The 19,023-nt window shown below is 61.9% G+C and carries 21 protein-coding genes, 1 tRNA gene and 1 pseudogene; 14 read left to right on the top strand and 9 right to left on the bottom strand.

The genetic code is table 11. The features are described 5' to 3' along the window. Window positions 1-190: 190 nt before the first annotated feature. On the top strand, window positions 191-1,483 hold the full coding sequence (locus ACFJIU_RS30395) for a hypothetical protein (RefSeq protein ID WP_379066324.1): 1,293 nt from the start codon (window positions 191-193) through the stop codon (window positions 1,481-1,483). Window positions 1,484-1,503: 20 nt separating this feature from the next. On the opposite strand, the gene ACFJIU_RS30390 is transcribed toward ACFJIU_RS30395, so the two are convergent. The 4 genes from ACFJIU_RS30390 to ACFJIU_RS30375 all read right to left on the bottom strand — a co-directional run bounded on the left by ACFJIU_RS30390 (window position 1,504) and on the right by ACFJIU_RS30375 (window position 3,637). After that, window positions 1,504-2,088, bottom strand: a complete 585-nt coding sequence (locus ACFJIU_RS30390; protein ID WP_379066322.1) for a hypothetical protein — start codon at window positions 2,086-2,088, stop codon at window positions 1,504-1,506. Window positions 2,089-2,097: 9 nt separating this feature from the next. After that, window positions 2,098-2,676, bottom strand: coding sequence for a hypothetical protein (locus ACFJIU_RS30385; protein ID WP_379066320.1), 579 nt, complete (start codon window positions 2,674-2,676; stop codon window positions 2,098-2,100). Between the two features lie 63 nt (window positions 2,677-2,739). Then, complete coding sequence (locus tag ACFJIU_RS30380) at window positions 2,740-3,255, bottom strand: hypothetical protein (RefSeq protein ID WP_379066318.1); 516 nt, start codon at window positions 3,253-3,255, stop codon at window positions 2,740-2,742. Between the two features lie 148 nt (window positions 3,256-3,403). Continuing rightward, entirely contained in the window at window positions 3,404-3,637 is a 234-nt protein-coding gene (locus tag ACFJIU_RS30375) for a hypothetical protein (protein ID WP_379066317.1), read from the bottom strand. A 91-nt stretch (window positions 3,638-3,728) separates the two neighbouring features. On the opposite strand from ACFJIU_RS30375, the gene ACFJIU_RS30370 reads away from it, so the two are divergent. Both ACFJIU_RS30370 and ACFJIU_RS30365 read left to right on the top strand, forming a co-directional pair. Beyond that, window positions 3,729-5,129: a lipopolysaccharide biosynthesis protein gene (locus ACFJIU_RS30370; protein ID WP_379073275.1), complete on the top strand. Its 1,401-nt coding sequence runs from the start codon at window positions 3,729-3,731 to the stop codon at window positions 5,127-5,129. Continuing rightward, window positions 5,129-6,412, top strand: coding sequence for a GNAT family N-acetyltransferase (locus tag ACFJIU_RS30365; protein ID WP_379066315.1), 1,284 nt, complete (start codon window positions 5,129-5,131; stop codon window positions 6,410-6,412). Before ACFJIU_RS30370 ends, ACFJIU_RS30365 begins: the two co-directional genes overlap by 1 nt. Before the next feature lie 428 nt (window positions 6,413-6,840). Here the strand turns inward: ACFJIU_RS30365 and ACFJIU_RS30360 are convergent. Beyond that, window positions 6,841-6,925, bottom strand: a tRNA-Leu gene (locus tag ACFJIU_RS30360). Between the two features lie 199 nt (window positions 6,926-7,124). Between ACFJIU_RS30360 and ACFJIU_RS30355 the strand changes: the two genes are divergently transcribed. Next, window positions 7,125-7,712, top strand: coding sequence for a YqaA family protein (locus ACFJIU_RS30355; protein ID WP_129412958.1), 588 nt, complete (start codon window positions 7,125-7,127; stop codon window positions 7,710-7,712). 31 nt (window positions 7,713-7,743) lie between these two features. Continuing rightward, a complete protein-coding gene (locus tag ACFJIU_RS30350) occupies window positions 7,744-8,259 on the top strand; it encodes a disulfide bond formation protein B (RefSeq protein ID WP_379066313.1) in 516 nt (171 codons plus the stop codon). Window positions 8,260-8,273: 14 nt separating this feature from the next. Here the strand turns inward: ACFJIU_RS30350 and ACFJIU_RS30345 are convergent, their stop codons facing one another. Continuing rightward, window positions 8,274-8,831, bottom strand: a complete 558-nt coding sequence (locus tag ACFJIU_RS30345; protein ID WP_129412956.1) for an HNH endonuclease — start codon at window positions 8,829-8,831, stop codon at window positions 8,274-8,276. A 128-nt stretch (window positions 8,832-8,959) separates the two neighbouring features. After that, the gene (locus tag ACFJIU_RS30340) at window positions 8,960-9,601 is read right to left on the bottom strand and encodes a DNA-3-methyladenine glycosylase family protein (protein ID WP_379066311.1); all 642 of its coding nucleotides are present in this window, start codon (window positions 9,599-9,601) and stop codon (window positions 8,960-8,962) included. 72 nt (window positions 9,602-9,673) lie between these two features. Between ACFJIU_RS30340 and gluQRS the strand changes: the two genes are divergently transcribed. Both gluQRS and ACFJIU_RS30330 read left to right on the top strand, forming a co-directional pair. Beyond that, complete coding sequence (gene gluQRS / locus ACFJIU_RS30335) at window positions 9,674-10,549, top strand: tRNA glutamyl-Q(34) synthetase GluQRS (protein WP_379066309.1); 876 nt, start codon at window positions 9,674-9,676, stop codon at window positions 10,547-10,549. 119 nt (window positions 10,550-10,668) lie between these two features. Further along, window positions 10,669-11,556 (top strand): DMT family transporter, encoded by an 888-nt coding sequence (locus ACFJIU_RS30330; RefSeq protein WP_379066307.1) that lies wholly within the window; start codon window positions 10,669-10,671, stop codon window positions 11,554-11,556. Here ACFJIU_RS30330 and ACFJIU_RS30325 read toward each other — a convergent pair. Further along, window positions 11,526-12,377 carry a YihY/virulence factor BrkB family protein gene (locus ACFJIU_RS30325; protein WP_379066305.1) on the bottom strand — a complete coding sequence of 284 codons (852 nt, stop codon included), beginning with the start codon at window positions 12,375-12,377 and terminating at the stop codon, window positions 11,526-11,528. The two genes, ACFJIU_RS30330 and ACFJIU_RS30325, sit on opposite strands and share 31 nt — an antisense overlap. A gap of 56 nt (window positions 12,378-12,433) precedes the next feature. Between ACFJIU_RS30325 and ACFJIU_RS30320 the strand changes: the two genes are divergently transcribed. From ACFJIU_RS30320 to ACFJIU_RS30290, 7 genes and pseudogenes are all read left to right on the top strand, one after another. Continuing rightward, the gene (locus tag ACFJIU_RS30320) at window positions 12,434-13,300 is read left to right on the top strand and encodes an SDR family oxidoreductase (protein WP_379066303.1); all 867 of its coding nucleotides are present in this window, start codon (window positions 12,434-12,436) and stop codon (window positions 13,298-13,300) included. Window positions 13,301-13,317: 17 nt separating this feature from the next. Continuing rightward, window positions 13,318-13,509 (top strand): twin transmembrane helix small protein, encoded by a 192-nt coding sequence (locus ACFJIU_RS30315; protein WP_129412950.1) that lies wholly within the window; start codon window positions 13,318-13,320, stop codon window positions 13,507-13,509. A 34-nt stretch (window positions 13,510-13,543) separates the two neighbouring features. Beyond that, window positions 13,544-14,125 (top strand): cob(I)yrinic acid a,c-diamide adenosyltransferase, encoded by a 582-nt coding sequence (locus tag ACFJIU_RS30310; protein ID WP_379066301.1) that lies wholly within the window; start codon window positions 13,544-13,546, stop codon window positions 14,123-14,125. Between the two features lie 36 nt (window positions 14,126-14,161). Beyond that, a complete protein-coding gene (locus ACFJIU_RS30305; protein WP_379066299.1) occupies window positions 14,162-14,941 on the top strand; it encodes a rhomboid family intramembrane serine protease in 780 nt (259 codons plus the stop codon). Between the two features lie 245 nt (window positions 14,942-15,186). After that, window positions 15,187-15,936: an electron transfer flavoprotein subunit beta/FixA family protein gene (locus ACFJIU_RS30300; RefSeq protein WP_379066297.1), complete on the top strand. Its 750-nt coding sequence runs from the start codon at window positions 15,187-15,189 to the stop codon at window positions 15,934-15,936. A gap of 24 nt (window positions 15,937-15,960) precedes the next feature. After that, window positions 15,961-16,891 (top strand): annotated as a pseudogene (locus tag ACFJIU_RS30295) (electron transfer flavoprotein subunit alpha/FixB family protein). Between the two features lie 111 nt (window positions 16,892-17,002). Next, window positions 17,003-17,884, top strand: coding sequence for a 3-hydroxybutyryl-CoA dehydrogenase (locus ACFJIU_RS30290; RefSeq protein ID WP_054313649.1), 882 nt, complete (start codon window positions 17,003-17,005; stop codon window positions 17,882-17,884). A 121-nt stretch (window positions 17,885-18,005) separates the two neighbouring features. Here the strand turns inward: ACFJIU_RS30290 and ACFJIU_RS30285 are convergent, their stop codons facing one another. Further along, complete coding sequence (locus ACFJIU_RS30285; protein WP_379066295.1) at window positions 18,006-18,923, bottom strand: diguanylate cyclase domain-containing protein; 918 nt, start codon at window positions 18,921-18,923, stop codon at window positions 18,006-18,008. Window positions 18,924-19,023: the final 100 nt, after the last annotated feature.

Here is a 19,023-nt window from a genome sequence, read left to right as displayed (position 1 = left end):
TTTCAATGATGACCGACAGGCTTTTGTTCCACTGGCCCAATCAGCTTTTCGAGAGCGTGTTTCTGCTGTCTCGGCCTGCGATGACCCGCCTTCTCCACAAGGCTGTCAGCAGCCGACTGCAATGGCGGGAGCAAGGGAAGACATTCCCCGAAACTTTGCTAAAAGGCTGCGGGGGCGTCGCGAGGTTGATATGCTTGCTGAGATCGCAAGGCCGATCGGACTGACGCTGCGCCTGCTCTGGCGTTTCTGGCCACAACTCATTGCATTGGTGCTGCTCGGGCTGATCGCCAATGGCCTGTTCATGCGGCTTGCCACGCATGTCGCGATTGCCAACCACATGGCCGGCCTGGCGCTGCTGACGCTGGTTGCTCTATCTCAGCTGGTTGTCACCGTCGCCATGTTCCAGACCTTGCGGCCGGCCCTGCCTGCCGTGCGTGCCGCCCAGGCAGCCGCCAGCGGTGGAACTGTTGAAGAACCCGGGACGAGCGGCAGCGCCCGCCTCGCCAACATTGTCACGGTCGCGCTGCTGCCGTTCTTCGCCTACTACGCCGCATGGGGCTTTCTCAGCGACACCGTGCGGCAATATTCGCGCGCGGCGCTCGATCTGGCGCCGTTCGGCGAATCGGGAAACGTGCTGGATGTTCTGGATTCACGCTGGCTGCTGTTTTCCGTCGCCCTTTCCTGGTTGATCCGCCGTGGCGCCAAGGAAATGCAGAAACGCGGTGGCGCTTCTTCGGCCTGGCAGATCATTGTCGTCATCTGCGAGACCAACTGGATCTTCATCGGTATCTACGTCATCAGCCGCTGGAAGGATGACGTCCTCTCCTGGGTGATGAGCCGCAACATCGGCTCGTTTTTTCAAGCCACGCTGGACACCATCGCCGCGCCAGTCGGCAACGCCATGGCGGCAGCACCGATGGTGCCCGTCGAAATGACCCCCGCCGGCACCTCAGCCACACTGATGAACTTGTTCTTCTACATGCTCGTACCGGTCATCTGGCTGGTGCTTGCCGCGCTGATCTATGGTTATGACGTGCGCGACGACAAGGAGCTGATGCGCGTCCACCAGCGTGTCGAGCGCCTTGGCGAGCGCTACAGGGCGATCCCGAAATTCCTGCGCGATTTCGTCGAACACTTCATCAGCGGCTATCGCTCGCGCTATCTGCCGCTCGCCAATGGCGTGCGCCTGACCCTGAATTCCGGCGTATTGCTGATCATCGTGTTGATCGTCGGCTACCGGCTGATCGACTGGGCTGCCGCCTGGGCCTGGCTGGGTGCAACACGACTGATCGGCCCCCACGATCTCGACAGCTGGCAGGTGCTGGCAAATGGCGTGACGTTCCTGTTCGGCAGCCCGTTCCAGGACAGTTCCACCGGCATCCTGGTCGAGCCCCTGCGCATCTGCCTGTTGGCCGCCGTTCTGGAATGCGCGTTCGCCTTGCCGAAACGAGCCTCTGCGGAAATTGCCAGCGAGGCTACCTAACTCAGGCAGGCAGCCCTGTGTCAGTTCTGCGGCCGCTGAAACAGCAGGAAGCCCGGTCGCTCACTGGCTACGCCTACCGCTGGCCGGATGGTCGCCGTGGCATCTTTCGGCACAAGGAAGGTCTCGCGTATCTTCAGCGCATCGCCAGTTTTGGCACCGGAAAAGATCGCCGAGTTGCAAGTCATGGCATCTTCGGTCTGCCTGAACGACACTGCTGCCGTCGGCAGCCAACGGCGGCCTGCGCCGTCGATGAGCATGATCCTGCAGCCCAGCCACAAGGCCTGCAGATCGGTCTCGCCGACAGTCACCGTGAGGTCGACCAGCACCGGAACCACCTCCGGCGGGATGTCGGCGCGCCCGAGTGCGGCGCGCAGGTCGGTCAGTTGCCAGTCGCTGCCACCGAAACGTGCCTTGCTGCCCCAGGCAACGTCCCTGGCAAAAAAGTCCCGGTTGCGCAGCAGTTCCTTGACGTCCTCATACGACATCACTGCCAGCGCGGCGGGGATCAGCACGATCAACGCCAGCAGGCTGCGCAGCCACCAGCGCCTTTCGGCCGGCGTGCGCTCGTTCCCGGTTTCATCGATTGGCTGTGCAGCGATGCTCAAGACAAATCCTCAGAATGCGTCGCCGAGTTCATAGGTTTCGATTGTACCTTCCGGCAGCCCGTCGGCCTGTGCCGCGACTGCCCCGAGCGCAACCCGGGCTTCCGAATCGAGCGGCCCCGCCAGTTTGCCGGATGCAAGCAGCACGGCACCGGCAGCCTGCGAGGGCAGGATTTCGAACACCAGCCTCGCCCTGCCGGCCACGCCGGGATCCAGCGCGACAGGCAACGCACCGGCTGCAAGCGACGCGCGCTCGCTGGCCCGATAGTTGAGACCATCCGGCCCTTGCCAGGTCGCGGCCGCGACCATGGCCGAACGGTCCCTTGCGTCGAGCCTGGCCGTCACGATGGCCCATATGCCGCCGGTCGTGAGCAGTTTCTTCTGGCCGAACCGGTCGAATTTCAGCGTACGGGCAAAGACGATCTTGTCGACCGCGATGTCGAATGTCCGTGTTTGGATCGTCTCGCCGATCTTGCCGTAAACCGGAATCGGAGCGGTCAGATCGGCATAGTGCGGTTTGGTTGTCTGCATGCCGTAGCAAAGCAGGGCAGCGACAAGGAGAACCGCAATATTGGCAATCCGCCGCATCATGGCCGGATATCCGGAGTATCGGGTCCGGCCCCAACGGGCATCGCCACTGTGCCTATGACATGTTCATTGTACCAGCCGGGCACACCGTAAAGATTGTCGCGTTTTTTTGTAGATCTCGCCATTCACGGCGAGCACGAGACGTTCGGGTGGCATTGCGTCTGCCGGCATCCCCCAGACATAGGCCATGCGCTCCGGCAGCCCGGGCTGCAGCGCCGGCGACATCGACGAGTCCCGAACAAGCACGATATAGGGCTTGTCGTCCGTCCCGCCGGTCGATTTGAAGGTCGTGAAATAGTCCTTGCTCGATAGCGCCGTGCGGTTCGTCATCTCGGCTTCGAAGACCAGGGCCTTCTCACCGGCTTTCAGCGGCAGCCCGTAGACGCCCTTGTCGACCGTATAGGCGCGCAAGGGCCTGACTTCCCAAGGGCCGGTCTCGACCGACTGCCCCGGCTGCAGCACGACGACCGGTTTCTGGATCGCATCGAACATGCCAAGGGCGCTACCCACCGCGAGTGCCGCGAAGGTGCCGATACCGCCAACAAGCCAGGCTTTGAGCTTTGAACGGGCGCCGCCGAACATGAAGCCTTCCGAATCTTGCGCCCGCCAACCGCGTGGCAAACTAGTGCGGAAATCTCGTCATTGGAACCCAGGAGGCGATTTCGCGTGGAGATGCCGACAGTCTCCTGACTATGCCTGCCAAACTCAGCACTGACATCACAAACCTGGTTCACCGATCCGGTTGTGCATCTGCCAGCGCGATAAGGTTTCGCAATGCCTCGACGCCAAGCCGGTTCAAATGCCTGCGACCGAGCGCGATGTTGATACGCATGGCGATCTCATCGGCATCCGCACCTCTCAGATCGGCCAGCTGCTCTATGCCGATCTCTTCCAACCAGGCAATCATCCTGGGCCCGATCGAATGCGCCTTGAGCATTGCCTTGCGCTCGGTTTCGTCGATCATCCTACCCCGAACCGTTTCTTAAGCTGTCCGTCATACATAGTCTGCCATGTCGGGGCCTGTTAAGGTCCTGGGCAAGGACCTGGAGTATCGCGTGCGCTTTTCTGCAGCCACGACAGCCGAGCGGCTTCTGCCGCAGCGCCTGGCGCTGCGTGCACGGCCTCTGCTCGGCAAGCTCGATGCGCTCCTCTTTTCGTCCGATGAACGTGGGCAAGCAGGACGCATCTCGCTGATCGCCTTCGCCATCCGCGTGATCAGCGCCGTCATCGCCTTTGTCAGCCAGGTGCTGATGGCCCGCTGGATGGGCTCCTTCGAGTACGGCATTCTGGTACTGGTCTGGACGACGATGGTGATCGTCGGCAACCTGTCCTGCCTCGGCTTTCACACCTCCGTCATCCGCTTCATTCCCGAGTTTCGCGAGCATGGCAAGCTTGACGAACTGCGCGGCATCCTGCTGGCCAGCCGGATTTTCGTACTGGTTGCGTCGACCCTCATTGCACTGATCGGTATCGCCGGAGTCTGGCTGTTTTCCGGCTGGCTCGAAAACTATTATGTGGTGCCGTTCATCCTTGGCATCTTCTGCCTGCCGATGATCGCGATGTCCGACTTGCTCCAGGGCATCGCCCGGGCCCATTCCTGGACACTTTCGGCCCTCTCGCTCGTCTACATCGTCCGCCCGATCGCGATCCTTGCCTGCATGGGGCTTGCGCTGTTGATCGGCATGCCGGCGGATGCCAGGACTGCCTTGATCGCCTCGATCGTCGCCACCTATGCCACCACCATCTTCCAGTTGATCGAGATCACCGCGCGCACCGATGCACGCGTACCCTCCGGCCCCAGAGCCATCCATATGCGCGACTGGATCGCCGTATCCCTGCCGATCTTCCTGGTGGAGAGTTTCTTTTTTCTGCTCACCAATGCCGACGTGCTGATGGTTGGCTTCTATCTGCAACCCGACGATGTCGCCGTCTACTTCGCCACGGTGAAGACGCTGGCACTGGTGCATTTCGTCTATTTCGCCGTCAAGGCCGGCGTCGCGCAACGCTATGCCCACTATACCCATGGCGACAGGGAAAAACTCGCCACCTTTGCCCGAGAAACGGTTTCGTGGACCTTCTGGCCATCGCTGCTGATGGCGCTTGTGGTTCTTCTTCTCGGCAAGCCGATGCTGATCCTGTTCGGGCCGGAATTCACCAGCGGCTACCCGCTGCTGTTCCTGCTGGTCTGCGGCGTCGTTGCCCGCGCAGCTGTCGGCCCCTGCGAGAGCCTGCTCACCATGAGTGGCCATCAGAATATCTGCGCTGCCGTTTTCGCAGTGACGCTGGCCCTCAACATTGCACTCAATGTGGTGCTGATCCCGACCTTCCATCTCTGGGGGGCCGCGCTGGCCACGGCGCTCGCCATGGTGTTCGAGGCTGTCGCCCTGTCGTTCACGGTCTGGCGCAAGCTCGGCATCACAATGGCTATCTTCATTCCCGCCAGAGGAGCCGCCTGATGGCCGCCGTCCCACTGATCGAGGAAACCAGTGGTGGTCCCGCCGGGACCCTGATGACTGGTTTGGCTGGTGTCGTTGCCGATGCCGCCCACCTTGCCGAGATCGAATTGCTGGCTTCCAGCCGGCCGGAACGGACGCTCGCCGTCTATCCGGCTTCGGCGGGTTTCGATCTGGTCGAGGAACTCGACTATCTGTGCAACCGGACCGTCGAGCCCAACGTCTTCTTCAACCCGCGTTTCCTGGCACCGGCAATGCCACGCCTTGAAGACCGGGAAGTGCGGCTCGCAGTGATCCGCGACGGCAACGAACATCGCAGCCGGCTGCGGCTCCTGGTGCCTTTTTCAGTCGAGCGGCCCGGCATTCCGCTGGCGGCCCCCATCATGCGAACCTGGGCAAGTCCATTCGGCCCCGTCGGCACCCCGCTGGTCGACCGGGACGATCCCATCGGCGTGATCGAAGATTTCTTCGCGATGCTGTCACGACCGCATCTGAAGCTTCCCAAGGTCTTTGCCCTGCCCGACATGCGCCTCGATGGCCCGATGGCCAGCCTGCTGCGGGCGCTCGCCGAGGCACGCAACCTGCCATTGGTGATCACGGGTGAAACGCAGCGTCCATTCCTGCAAAGCAAGCTTGATGGTGAGGCCTACCTCAAGCAATCCCTGCGCTCACACCACTACCGCGAGTTCCGCCGCCTGAAACGACGGCTTGGCGAAACCGGAAAATTGCAGCACGAAGTGGCGCGCGGGCCGGAAGAGATCCGGCAGGCAATCGAGAACTTCCTGACGCTGGAAGCGTCCGGCTGGAAAGGGCGCGAGCGCACGGCCATGGCCATAGATCGCTTTCGCGCCGCCTTCGCCCGCGAAGCGGTGCATCGCCTCGCCGAGCAGGACATGTGCCGTATCCATGCGCTGACATTGGATGGCCGCACCATAGCCAGCCTCATCGTCTTTGTCGAAGCCGGCCACGCCTATACGTGGAAGACTGCCTATGATGAGACGCTGGCCTCGTTCTCACCAGGCACGCTGCTGATGATCGAGGTGACCAAGCAGCACCTCGACGATCCCAACATCATCATGACCGATTCATGCGCGGTGCCCGACCATCCCGTCATGAGCCGCTTGTGGATGGAACGCAGGCCAGTCGGTACTTTCGTGATCGGCCTTACGCCGGACGCCGACAAGGCGACAAGGCAGGCCGCGTCCCATCTGCACCTCTATCGCGAGACCCGCAACTTCGCCCGGTTGCTGCGCAACAGGGTGAGGAGCCTGTTCAGCCGCAACTGAATTGAAGACGGACCGGCTGTCGACATTCTCGATTCTCGCGCGGCAAACCATGGCGAGCTTCGACCGCCCGCCTTAGATTTTTACTGTCCATACTTTAGTTTCATCTAAACTATTGATATATATCATCTTTTCAAAGTTTTCATTCCTAACGCCGTCCGAATGAAGTACACAGGAACTACGGTAGGACGAAGGCACGTCGTGTTACCGTAGCCCGCTTGCCACACCCCCCAACCCCACCCCGGCAAGCGGGCTCGTTGGGGCTGCGAAGTCACCCGAAACGATGGCCCGGATCGGTTTGGGGCGCCGGTAGCCAGCGCATCGTGGCTGGGCGCACTCGAACTCGAAGGATGTGCAAGGACGACCGTGCGTCGGCCGTCAGGCCGTCCCATCGGAGCCGTGAGCGAAGCGAACTGGCGTGAGATAAAGTTTGGTGCCCCTAGCCGGGATCGAACCAGCACTCCTTGCGGAACTCGATTTTGAGTCGAGCGCGTCTACCAATTCCGCCATAGGGGCCCCGGACCGGGCGGTCCAGATGGGCGCGGACTATACGGTCGCGCACTGGTTCGTCAACTGGCGCAATGCATCCGCGCAACTGAAATTGCCACAAACTTCCAGCCCACCAGGTGCGACCTTTCGGTTTCGTGAAGCCTCCGGCCATTGTGTGGCCAAGAAATTCTTTCTAGAGCATGACGCTCACCAAGAAGGGGGCTGCATGCTTCGCGGACTTTACGACTGGACACTGTCGCTTGCGGCCAGGAAATCGGCCGAGTGGTGGCTGGCCTTCATCGCCTTCGTCGAGAGCTCGGTCTTCCTGGTGCCGGCAGACGTGCTTTACCTGCCCATGGCGCTTTCCCGCCCCGACCGCGCCTACCGCTACGCGCTCGTCGCCACCATCGCTTCCGTCCTCGGCGGCGTTGCCGGCTGGTTCATCGGCCACTATGCCTATGAAGCCGTGGCCAAGCCGGTGCTGGAATTCTACGGCAAGTACGACGAATTCGAAGCGCTGCGCACCTCGTCCGGTATCGGCTTCATCATCCTGATGCTGATCACGTCGGGAGCCGCGCATCTGCCGCCGATCAAGGTGGTAACGATCCTCTCCGGCGTCATCGGCGTGAACCTGCTGCTGTTCATCGTGCTCGCCATCGTGGCGCGCGGCGGCCGCTTCCTGCTGCTTGCCTGGCTGCTGCGCCGCTATGGCGAACCGATCCGTGACTTCATCGAGAAGCGGCTCGGCCTGCTGGCCGGGGCCGCCGCCGTCATCCTCATTCTGCTTTATTTCGCGGCCAAATACGCCCTCTAGGCGACAGCCGCAGATACCAGGAGCAAACCAGATGTCCGAAGCGACGACGCCCGCTCAATGCGCTCCGATGCTTACCGCCGCGTTCCTGACAGTGGCCATGGCCGCCACGGTCGGTTCAGCGCTCGCCTTCCAGTACATAGGCGGCTACATCCCCTGCAAGCTCTGCTACGAGCAGCGCATCCCCTACTACGTCGGTGCACCACTTATGCTGCTTGCGGTTCTGGCGGCGGTCTTCAAGCTGCCGGCCTGGATCACTCGTGCCCTGCTGATCGTCGGCGGCCTGCTCATGGTCTACGGCCTCTATCTCGGCGTATTCCATTCCGGCGTCGAATGGGGCTGGTGGCCAGGCCCGACCGATTGCACCAACGTCGCCGGCCCGGTCGACACCGGCGGCAACGGCGTGCTCGATGCGCTTGACAAGTTCGTGCCGCCTTCCTGCGACAAGGCCGCTTTGCGCATCCTCGGGCTGTCCCTGGCCGGCTGGAATGCCATTGCCAGCGTGATCCTGGCGGCAGTTGCCTTCCGCGGGGCTTTCAAGCGCGTTTGAAAAGATAGCGGGCCTTACGGCTCCAGTTCCACATCCCAGTAAAGATAGTCCATCCAGCTTTCGTGCAGATGGTTGGGTGGGAAGAGACGGCCATTGTTGTGCAGGTCGTGCACAGTCGGCTGGTATGGCTTCTGCAGCGGCCACATCTTGGCCTGGGAAGGCATCATGCCGCCTTTGCGCAGATTGCAGGGAGAACAGGCGGCGACCACATTTTCCCACGTCGTCGCACCGCCGCGATGACGCGGGACCACGTGGTCGAAGGTGAGATCCTCCGGCGTCCCGCAATACTGGCACTGGAAGCGGTCGCGCAGGAAGACGTTGAAACGCGTGAAGGCCGGGTAGCGCGAAGGCTTCACATAAGCCTTGAGACTGACGACGGACGGCAGCTTCATCGAAAAATTCGGCGAGGAGACCGCGTGCTCGTATTCGGCGACGATATTGACGCGATCGAGGAACACCGCCTTGATCGCATCCTGCCAGGACCAGAGCGAAAGCGGGTAATAGCTGAGCGGACGATAATCCGCATTCAGCACCAGTGCTGGAAGCCCATCCGGAGATACGGCAACCGTCACGTTGTTTGCCTCCTTCGTTCCCGAACCGAACGACGCGGATACTGTAAGCCCGACATGACAGGGATGTGAAGCGGGAAGCCGTGCCGAACACCCCTCAAAAGAGCATGATTTTTAAGCTTTTTTGCGGCTCAGACCGGTGGAGCGGCGTCCCTGCCCTTCAATTCCCTGTAATAGGACCAGAAAAGTCGCGCCGCGACACCTCTCCAGGGCGCCCATGATTCGGCCAGGAGGATGAGCCTTTTCTCGGCCGGACGCGGGTCGATCGACAATGCGTGGCCGACCGCGCTCTGCAGCGCGACGTCCCGCGCAGGAAACACATCCGGGTGCCCTGCAGCGAACAGCAGGTAGCATTCCGCCGTCCATGGACCGATGCCCGGAACAGCCGTCAGTGTGGTGATTGCCTCGCCGGCTTCCAGGGAACAGAGATGATGCAGGTCGAGGCCGTCCGCGACTGCGCCGGCGACAGCGAGCAGCCCACGCTGCTTGGGCCGTGACAATCCGGCCTCGCGGAAGACGTCTTCGCCTGCACCCAGGATCGCGTCGGCCGTCAGCGGATCCAGCAACCTGGTCAGTCGGCCGAAAATGGCGTCGGCGCTGGCGCGCGATACCTGTTGCGAAACGATGATCGAGGCGAGGCTGGCAAAACCGGGTTCCGAAAGCCGCAGTGGCACGTCGCCGGCAAAGGCACGCACCGTTTCCAGGCGTGGATCGATGCCGCACAAGGCATCCAGGCCCGCGGCGATGTCATTGAGAGAGGTGATACGCTGCATGTTCCTTGTCCGGGAAAGGCCGGCAAGGTAGCAATCCGGCTAACGCTTGCAAAACCCGATTGCCGCCGATCGATGACACTCCTGACATTTCGTTTCGCCCCCAGTCCGAATGGCGACCTTCATCTTGGCCACGCCTACTCGGCGCTGCTCAACCAGCAACTGGCGAACGACAATCGAGCACGCCTTTTGCTGCGCATCGAAGACATCGATACCACGCGCTGCACACCGGAATTCGAGACCGGCATCTTCCGTGATCTCGAATGGCTTGGCGTACGCTGGGAGGAACCGGTGCGACGGCAGTCGCAGCATTTCGACGAATACCAGGCAGCCCTTGAAAGGCTGATCGCCGAAGACCTCGTCTACCCTGCCTTCATGAGCCGCGGCGATATCCGCGCGTTCATCAGCGACCGCGAACGGCGCGGGCGCGACTGGCCACGCGATCCGGATGGCGCACCACTCTATCCGGCACTCGACAAGGCTTTGTCCCGGAAGGAGCGCAAGGCGCGCATTGCCGAAGGGATACCTTTCGCCTGGCGCCTCGACGTTGCGGCCGCGCTGTCTCGGGTCGGTGGTGATCTCTCCTGGACGGAATTCGAAAACACGAGCCTGTCGACGGCCCGTCATATCCCGGCAAAGCCGCAGGACTGGGGAGACGTCGTGCTGGCGCGTCGGGACATTCCGACCAGCTACCATCTGTCCGTCGTGCTCGATGATGCCCTGCAAGGCGTCACCCATGTCGTGCGCGGCATGGATCTGTTCCACGCAACGGCCGTGCAGAGACTGTTGCAGGAACTGCTCGGCCTGCCGCGACCCGCCTATTTCCACCACCGGCTGATCCTGGGTCCGGACGGACGCAAACTCTCGAAGAGCATCAAGGACACGGGACTCGCCGCACTGCGTACCGACGGTGCGACGGTTGAGGCCATTCGCAATATGATTGGCCTATAGGACCGCTCCGCCAGCAGCTTCAATTCGCGTTACTTTAAAAGTAAGCGATTTTGGCTTTGCCCGGCCCGGTTAGCAGGCTAGAGCGGCACATTCCTCATCAGAAAGCGATCGGTCCTTCCATGCACGAGCTCAAGCGGTTCATTCCCGCCACTTTCGTCGTGCTGTGGGCAACCGGTTTCATCGGCGCACGCTACGCGATGCCGTGGGCCGAGCCATTCACCTTCCTGGCCATCCGTTTTGCCATCGCCGCGGCGCTGTTCGCCGTACTGATCGTGTTCCTCAAGGCGCCGTGGCCGAACCGTACGCAGGCCCAGCACGCTGTCATCGCCGGCATTCTCATGCACGGCATCTACCTCGGAGCGGTCTTCTGGGCGATCCACCGTGGTCTTCCTGCCGGCATCTCGGCGCTGATCGTCGGCCTGCAGCCGCTGATCACCGCGGTCATGGCCGGCAAGCTTCTTGGTGAGGAAATCCAGCCCCGACACTGGGCTGGCCTGGCAATCGGTTTCGTCGGCGTCGTCACCGTTTTGTGGCCCAAGCTCGGTGCCTTGGGCGGCGGCGTCACCGCGGCCACGCTCACGGCCTCCGTCATCTCGGTCATTGCCATGAGCGCCGGCACCGTCTGGCAGAAACGTTTCGGATCATCCGGCAACCTCGTCGCGTCGACCTTCTGGCAGTATGTCGGCGGCACGGCCGTGATGGTGATTGCGAGCTTCGTCTTCGAAACCCGCGTCTTCACCGTCAATGGCGACTTCATCTTCGCCATGGCCTGGCTCGTTCTGGTGCTGTCGGTCGGCGCCATCTTCCTGCTGATGGTGATGATCCGCGAGGGGGCGATGTCGAAGGTCGCGTCGCTGTTCTACCTGGTTCCCGCGGTGACCGCGGTGATGGCCTGGGTCCTTTTCGGTGAACATCTGAACCTGGTCCAGATCGTCGGCATGGCCATCACCACCTTCGGTGTCGGGCTGGCCACGGCTCAGCCGACGCGGGCGCGCGCTTCGGCGTAGCGACTGATGGCGGCATTGAGTTCTCCGCCCAGAATGAAGACCACCGAGACTATATAGAGGAAAACCACGGCGATCATGATCGAGGCTAGGCCGGCATAGGTCGTCACATAGGACGAGAAATGGTCGAGGTATGAGGCGAAGATCGTCGATCCGATCAGCCAGCCGATCAGTGTGAAGCCGATGCCTGGAAGGATCGACACGATGCTGCGCCGCCCCATCGGCAGCCAGATGTGTACGGCAAAGAGCGCGAACACGATGACCGCCGAAGCGATGACGAACCGCCAGAGCGTGATCGTGCCCATATAGGGGCCGATCCAGTGGAAATGCGCCTCCGCCAGACGTGCGATCAACGGTGCGAAAACCAGCAGAAGACTGATGGCCAGGAAGCCGACGGCGGCGATCAGCACGAAGACGATGCTCTGTGTGCGACGGAAGAAGATCGAACGTGTCTCCGTCATGCGGTAGGCCCGGTTCAAGGAAGTGCGCACCGCCTCGATGCCGTTGGAGGCGAAGAAACCGGCGAGCAGTACGCCGTAGGTGAGAAGGTCCGTTCGCCGGACCGTCAGTACGTTGATGACCTCCCGCGCGATCGGCTTGGCAATCTGCTCCGGCCAGGTGTCGAACAACAGTGGCACGATCGTCTCGACGAAAGCCTGCGCGCCAAGGAAACTCGCCAGCGAGGTGGCAAAGATCAGGAATGGAAACAGCGCCATCAGCGAGGTAATCGCCAGGTGACTGGCCATCGCCCAGCCGTCATCATTGTTGAAATGGCCGGCCGCATCGTAGAGCACGCGGCGGAGGGCGACGATGGTGCGCAGCAACGATAGTGTTCCTCCAGTTGTTTCCAGGCGGCGAATATGGGAAGTGATTGCGGCAAATGGCAAGCCTCGCCGCATCTTCCAGCACGTCATCGCAAGCGCCGCGCACGATCATCGTCACCGGCGCATCGTCGGGCATTGGCGCCCATTGCGTGCGCGCCTTGAAGGCAGACGGCTGGCGCGTGTTCGCCACGGCCCGCAAATCGCAAGACATCGCAGCACTGGAAGCCGACGGCATCGAGGCCTTCTATCTCGACTATCGCGAACCGGAGTCGATCAGGATCCTGGTCGAGGCCGTGCTCGAACGCAGCGGCGGCCGGCTTGACGCACTCTACAACAACGGCGCCTACGCCCAGCCCGGCGCGGTCGAGGACCTGCCCGTCGAAGCGCTGCGTGAACAGTTCGAAGCCAATCTGTTCGGCTGGCATGATCTCACCCGCCGGATCGTGCCTCTCATGCGCGCCCAGGGGCATGGCCGCATCGTTCACTGCTCTTCTATCCTCGGCCTTACGCCGGTGCCGTTTCGCGGAGCCTATGCGTCGTCCAAACACGCGTTGGAGGGATTGATGCTGTGCCTGCGTCAGGAGCTGGAAGGCAGTGGCGTCCACGTCTCGCTGATTGAACCCGGCCCAATTGCCTCGAAGTTTGCAAGCAACGGCCTGCCCTGGTTCCTGAAGCATATCGATCATGAGAATTCGATGCACCGCGCGGCCTATCAGGCGCAATTGCAGCGGCTCAGACAGGGCGGAATCCGCTCGCCCTACAAGCTCGGACCGGAAGCCGTCTACAAAGTGCTGACCCATGCGCTTCTGTCGCAACGCCCCCGGCCCCACTATGTGGTAACGATGCCGGCCAGAATCGGGGTAGTGCTGAAACGCCTGTTGCCGGCTTCAATGCTCTACCGCATCCTCGCCAAGCGCGCTTGAACGGAACGGAATACGCCATGGGCACTGTTTTCAACATCCTCGCCATCGTCGTGATGGTGGCCGTGGTCGCGGTGCTGATCCGCGGCCTCGTCAACATGATGCGGGGCGGTTCGGGCGTCACCTCGAACAAACTGATGCAGGCGCGCGTGCTGCTGCAGTTCCTGGCGCTGGTCCTGATCATGCTCGCGGTCTACTTCACGCGCAAATAGCCCAAACAGGCTCAGGCCGGGCGAAAGGACACGCATGGTCAAGCTCAACAAGATCTACACCCGCACCGGCGATGCCGGCACCACGGGGCTCGGGACCGGCGCGAGGCGGCTGAAATCCGACCTGCGCATCGAGGCGTGCGGGACGGTGGACGAGGCCAATGCCTGCATCGGCCTGGCACGCCTGCACACGGCTGTCGCCCACCCTGCGATCGATGTGATGCTTGGCCGAGCCCAGAACGATCTGTTTGATCTGGGGGCCGATCTTTCCGTGCCGGACGATGGCAAGCCGCTGGAATACGAGCCGCTGCGCATCATTGCCTCGCAGGTCGAACGTGTCGAGACGGACATCGATCTGCTCAACAAGGACCTGCAGCCGCTGAAATCCTTTATCCTCAACGGTGGCACGCCCGCTGCTGCCGCCCTGCATCTCGCCCGAACGGTCACCCGCCGCGCCGAACGTGTCATGGTGGCGCTGGCCCAGAACCCGGACGAGCAGGTTGGCGCCGAGGCGCTCAAATACATCAACCGCCTGTCCGACTTCCTGTTCGTGGCCGCGCGCACGGTCAATGACAATGGAAAGTCCGACGTGTTATGGGTGCCGGGCAAGAACCGCTGATCTGGCGTCAGCGGACAAGGGGCGGAAACCGGCCGCATGTTCATTCCGCTTTACGATTCCAATCACCTGCGCCGCATTCGCTATGCCTACGTCAATATCGCGCTGATCCTGTTCAACGTCGCGATCTATCTGGTCACGCGCGTCGGCGGCGATGACTATGCCGCGGGCGCCACGCTCAGCTACGGCTTCATCCCTTCAGTGGTCCACGACATCGCGGAACTGTCGCCGCAATTCATCGTCATCCCGGAACAGCTCAGCTATCTCACCTACTCTTTCCTCCATGCCGATATCTGGCACCTTGGCGGCAACATGCTGTTCCTTTGGGTGTTCGGCGACAATGTCGAAGATGCGCTCGGGCATGTCCGTTATCTGATCTTCTATCTTGCCTGCGCAGCCGGAGGTGCCTTCTTCCACGGCTTTGTGGCTCCAGGGTCCGAGCAACCGCTGATCGGCGCGTCAGGGGCCATCGCCGGCGTGGTGGCTGCTTATCTGATCCTCTATCCGCGCGTGAAGGTATGGGTGCTGGCCTTTGCCCGCATTCCGCTCAGATTGCCGGCCTATATCGTCCTGATCCTGTGGGTGCTGCTGCAGTTCGTCATGTTTGCGATGGGTGGCGACCAGCAGATATCGTGGGCCTGCCATATTGGCGGCATCGTGACGGGTGCCATCCTGGTGTTGGTACTGCGCAGCCGCGGCGTTCCTCTGTTGGAAAATGAAGAGGAAACCGCTCCGGCTGTCACCCCCGCCGAAACGGCCTCGCCTCCCCTCCCTGCCGCGACGGAAACGAAGCCGGCATCACGTTGGGGCAGGCAGTAGATCGCTGCCTTTTCCCGTTGCGCCAGTATGGTTTCAACCGATTTGGACCTTTTGCCGATATTGACGCGGATAGCGCCCGCAACTACGGTCCGCGCGCCTGCGGCAGCCCTGTCAGCCACCGTCCAGGCGGCCGAAGCTGGCGGGCAAACTACAGAAATTGCGCCCGAAATGTCGGCATTCGACAACCCTGAGCGGGCCGGTACTGTTATAGCGCCCCGAATGCATCTTTGAGAGGTGAGAGACAGATGAAAGTCCTGGTGCCCGTGAAGCGGGTCGTCGATGCGAATGTGAAGGTTCGTGTGAAAGCGGACGGCTCGGGCGTGGAACTCGCCAATGTGAAAATGGCGATGAACCCGTTTGACGAGATCGCGGTCGAAGAAGCGATCCGCCTGAAGGAAGCGGGCAAGGTCGAGGAGATCATCGTGGTCTCGATCGGTCCGGCGCAGGCGCAGGAAACGCTGCGTACCGCTCTCGCCATGGGCGCCGATCGCGCAATCCTGGTCAAGGCCGATGAAGCCGTCGAGCCGCTTGGCGTCGCCAAGGTGCTGAAGGGCGTCGTCGATGCCGAACAGCCTGGCCTGGTCATTCTCGGCAAGCAGGCGATCGACGACGATTCCAACCAGACCGGACAGATGCTGGCAGCTCTTCTCGGCTGGTCGCAGGGCACCTTCGCCTCGAAGGTGGAACTGGCCGGCGACAAGGCCAGGATCACCCGCGAAGTCGACGGCGGCCTGCAGACGGTCGAACTCAAGATGCCGACCATCGTGACGGTTGACCTGCGCCTCAACCAGCCGCGTTACGCTTCGCTGCCCAACATCATGAAGGCCAAGAAGAAGCCGCTCGACGAAAAGACCGCGGCCGACTTCGGTGCCGACATCAAGCCGCGCCTCAAGGTCATCAAGACCGAGGAACCGGGCGGCCGCAAGGCGGGCGTCAAGGTCAAGACGGTTGCCGAGCTTGTCGACAAGCTCAAGAACGAAGCCGGCGTGCTTTAAGCGAAGCGGAAAGGGATCAACAACATGGCAATCCTCCTCATCGCCGAGCATGACAATGCCTCGCTCTCCGACCAGACCGCCAAGGCACTGTCGGCTGCCCTCAAGATCGGCGCGGACGTCGACGTCCTGGTCGCCGGCAAGGGTGCGAAGGCAGCAGCCGACGCCGCCGCCAAGCTGAAGGGCGTCCGCAAGGTGCTTCTGGCTGAAGCCGATGAACTGGCCGAACGCCTCGCCGAGCCGACCGCCGCTCTGGTCGTCTCGCTGGCCGGCAACTACGACACCATCGTTGCAGCTGCCACCTCGACCGGCAAGAACGTCTCCCCGCGCGTCGCTGCGCTGCTCGACGTTGCCCAGGTTTTCGGAAATCATCGAGGTGATTTCGGCCGACACCTTCAAGCGCCCGATCTATGCCGGCAACGCCATCCAGACGGTGCAGGCAACCGACGGCAAGAAGGTGGTCACCGTGCGCACCGCCTCGTTCCAGGCCGCACCGGAAGGTGGCTCGGCTTCGGTTGAGACTGTCTCGGCCGCCGCCAACCCCGGCCTCTCGACCTTCGTCGAGAACAAGCTGTCGGAAAGCGACCGTCCGGAGCTGACTTCGGCCAAGATCATCATCTCGGGCGGCCGCGCACTTGGTTCGGCCGAGAAGTTCCAGGAAGTCATCCTTCCCGTGGCCGACAAGCTGGGTGCCGCCGTCGGCGCCAGCCGCGCAGCGGTCGACGCCGGCTACGCTCCCAACGACTGGCAGGTCGGCCAGACCGGCAAGGTGGTGGCGCCAGACCTCTACATCGCCTGCGGCATCTCGGGCGCCATCCAGCATCTCGCCGGCATGAAGGACTCCAAGGTCATCGTCGCCATCAACAAGGACGAGGAAGCGCCGATCTTCCAGGTTGCCGACTACGGTATCGTCGGCGACCTCTTCCAGGTGCTGCCTGAACTCCAGAAGGCGCTTTGACGCTCTTTCTGGATCGGTATTAAATGTGATGGCCGGGGTAGACGAAACCTACCCCGGCCATTTAGTTTGCATTGCACAAAACCAAGAAGAAGCATTGGCGGGATAAAAAGAATGACCGGCAAGATCGAAACGATCGGCATTATCGGCGCAGGCCAGATGGGAGGCGGTATTGCCCACGTCTCGGCATTGGCCGGCTACAACGTCCTGCTGTACGATGTCTCCGTCGACCGTATCGAGAAGGGGATCGCCACGATCAGCGGCAACCTGGCCCGTCAGGTCGCGTCCGGCAAGCTCGACGAAAAGGAACGCAAGGACGCCGTCTCACGCATCGGTTCCGCCGCGGCCATGGCCGATCTCGCCGCCGCGGACCTGGTGATCGAGGCAGCCACCGAAGACGAGACGGTGAAGCGCAAGATCTACGCGCAGCTTTGCCCGCAGCTCAACCCGACAGCCGTACTTGCCACCAACACCTCTTCGATCTCCATTACCCGCCTCGCCGCCCAGACCGATCGGCCGGAGCGGTTCATCGGCATCCACTTCATGAACCCCGTGCCGGTCATGAAACTGGTCGAACTGGTGCGCGGCATCGCGACCGAGGACCAGACCTTCGAGTTGGCCAAGGCCTATGTGAAGCAGCTCGACAAGACGATCACCGTCTCCGAGGATTTCCCGGCCTTCATCGTCAATCGCATCCTGTTGCCGATGATCAACGAGGCCATCTACACGCTCTATGAAGGCGTAGGCACGGTCGAGGCCATCGACACCGCCATGAAGCTCGGCGCCAACCACCCGATGGGACCGCTGCAGCTCGCCGATTTCATCGGCCTCGACACCTGTCTGTCGATCATGCAGGTGCTGCACGAAGGCCTGTCGGACTCCAAATATCGCCCCTGTCCGCTGCTGGTGAAATATGTCGAGGCTGGCTGGCTCGGACGCAAATCCGGCCGCGGCTTTTACGACTATCGAGGCGAACATCCGGTGCCGACGCGCTAGCGCAATTCCAGGCAACGGTTTTCCGTCCGGAATTGCGTAAAAACAAAGAGTTAGAGTGTTTCCGACTTGCTGGTGTTTCGCGTCTGTTCGGTCGCGCCGGTACGCCAGTGCTTCCGCAGCTTCAAGTCCCAGTCGCCACCCTCGTCATCGGGATCGCAACACCTGCTTCCGAACCAGGTAGCGCCACGAAAGCGCAATTGCGGCCGGCCGCTTTGGCCGCATAGCAGGCAGCATCAGCCCTCGCGATGATCTCGTTGGCCTCGCCGGAATCGGCTGCAATCGACGTGAGGCCGATGCTGGAGGACACACGATGCGTCTGGCCTTCCCAGGTGAATTCCAGCGCGCTCACAGCATCGAGAACCGCCAAAGCTGCCCTCTCGCCCTCGACAGGGGAAGGCGACATCAGCACGGCCGAAAATTCGTCGCCACCAAACCTGGCCACGATATCCGCCGGGGCCAGGGCCGATTTGATCGTCGAGGCCACTTTCTGCAACAATGCATCACCGGCTGCGTGGCCGCTGGTATCGTTGACCGGCTTGAAGTGATCGAGATCGATGAACATCAACTGGTAGTAGGATGCGTCCTTTCTGGCCTTGTCGAGCAGATCTTCCACCGTCCGTATGAAGCTGGGGCGATTGGCCAGGCCGGTCAGGGCATCGTGGGTTGCGGCATAAGCGAGTTGCCGCTGCAATGTGCGTGCATCGGTGAAATCCTGGAAGACGATGACGGACCCGCTGAACTCATTCAGTTCGTTCAGGATCGGCGATACCATCTGACGGATGCTGAATCGTGTGCCGTCGTTGCGGGTAAGAAGTGCGCGGCTGTTCTGTTCGGTTCGTTCCAGCCTGTTATCGGCCAGATGCGGTTCGTCGAGCCGACGTCCCGTTTCCTCATCCACGGCGCGATAGACGAAGCCAAGTGGCTTGCCGAGCGAAGCAATGCTGGTGGTTCCCGTCAGCTTTTCCGCAACGGGGTTCATGAACGTGATGCGGTTTTCGGCATCGGTACCGATGACGGCATCGCCGATAGACTGCAGCATGACGCGCAGCCGCTCCTTCTCGTCGGCAAGAAGGGCTGCCGAAACCATCAATCGCTCTTCGGCCTCCTTGCGCTCGGTGATATCGGTCATCGATCCGATC

The sequence above is a fragment of the Mesorhizobium sp. UC74_2 genome, assembly GCF_042701485.1.
Classification (GTDB): Bacteria; Pseudomonadota; Alphaproteobacteria; order Rhizobiales; family Rhizobiaceae; genus Mesorhizobium.
Note: the sequence above shows the minus strand (reverse complement) of the source record. Positions and strands in the feature narration are given on the sequence as shown.

What these genes read in the sequence shown, in the direction of transcription:
- ACFJIU_RS30315 (WP_129412950.1), top strand. Translation starts at nt 13,318, where the DNA reads ATGGGCACTGTTTTCAACATCCTCGCCATCGTCGTGATGGTGGCCGTG.
- ACFJIU_RS30375 (WP_379066317.1), bottom strand. Translation starts at nt 3,637, where the DNA reads ATGATCGACGAAACCGAGCGCAAGGCAATGCTCAAGGCGCATTCGATC.
- ACFJIU_RS30395 (WP_379066324.1), top strand. Translation starts at nt 191, where the DNA reads ATGCTTGCTGAGATCGCAAGGCCGATCGGACTGACGCTGCGCCTGCTC.
- ACFJIU_RS30355 (WP_129412958.1), top strand. Translation starts at nt 7,125, where the DNA reads ATGCTTCGCGGACTTTACGACTGGACACTGTCGCTTGCGGCCAGGAAA.
- ACFJIU_RS30290 (WP_054313649.1), top strand. Translation starts at nt 17,003, where the DNA reads ATGACCGGCAAGATCGAAACGATCGGCATTATCGGCGCAGGCCAGATG.
- ACFJIU_RS30380 (WP_379066318.1), bottom strand. Translation starts at nt 3,255, where the DNA reads ATGTTCGGCGGCGCCCGTTCAAAGCTCAAAGCCTGGCTTGTTGGCGGT.
- ACFJIU_RS30305 (WP_379066299.1), top strand. Translation starts at nt 14,162, where the DNA reads ATGTTCATTCCGCTTTACGATTCCAATCACCTGCGCCGCATTCGCTAT.
- ACFJIU_RS30300 (WP_379066297.1), top strand. Translation starts at nt 15,187, where the DNA reads ATGAAAGTCCTGGTGCCCGTGAAGCGGGTCGTCGATGCGAATGTGAAG.
- ACFJIU_RS30350 (WP_379066313.1), top strand. Translation starts at nt 7,744, where the DNA reads ATGTCCGAAGCGACGACGCCCGCTCAATGCGCTCCGATGCTTACCGCC.
- ACFJIU_RS30320 (WP_379066303.1), top strand. Translation starts at nt 12,434, where the DNA reads ATGGCAAGCCTCGCCGCATCTTCCAGCACGTCATCGCAAGCGCCGCGC.
- ACFJIU_RS30330 (WP_379066307.1), top strand. Translation starts at nt 10,669, where the DNA reads ATGCACGAGCTCAAGCGGTTCATTCCCGCCACTTTCGTCGTGCTGTGG.
- ACFJIU_RS30310 (WP_379066301.1), top strand. Translation starts at nt 13,544, where the DNA reads ATGGTCAAGCTCAACAAGATCTACACCCGCACCGGCGATGCCGGCACC.
- ACFJIU_RS30385 (WP_379066320.1), bottom strand. Translation starts at nt 2,676, where the DNA reads ATGATGCGGCGGATTGCCAATATTGCGGTTCTCCTTGTCGCTGCCCTG.
- ACFJIU_RS30340 (WP_379066311.1), bottom strand. Translation starts at nt 9,601, where the DNA reads ATGCAGCGTATCACCTCTCTCAATGACATCGCCGCGGGCCTGGATGCC.
- ACFJIU_RS30365 (WP_379066315.1), top strand. Translation starts at nt 5,129, where the DNA reads ATGGCCGCCGTCCCACTGATCGAGGAAACCAGTGGTGGTCCCGCCGGG.
- gluQRS (WP_379066309.1), top strand. Translation starts at nt 9,674, where the DNA reads ATGACACTCCTGACATTTCGTTTCGCCCCCAGTCCGAATGGCGACCTT.
- ACFJIU_RS30285 (WP_379066295.1), bottom strand. Translation starts at nt 18,923, where the DNA reads ATGCTGCAGTCTATCGGCGATGCCGTCATCGGTACCGATGCCGAAAAC.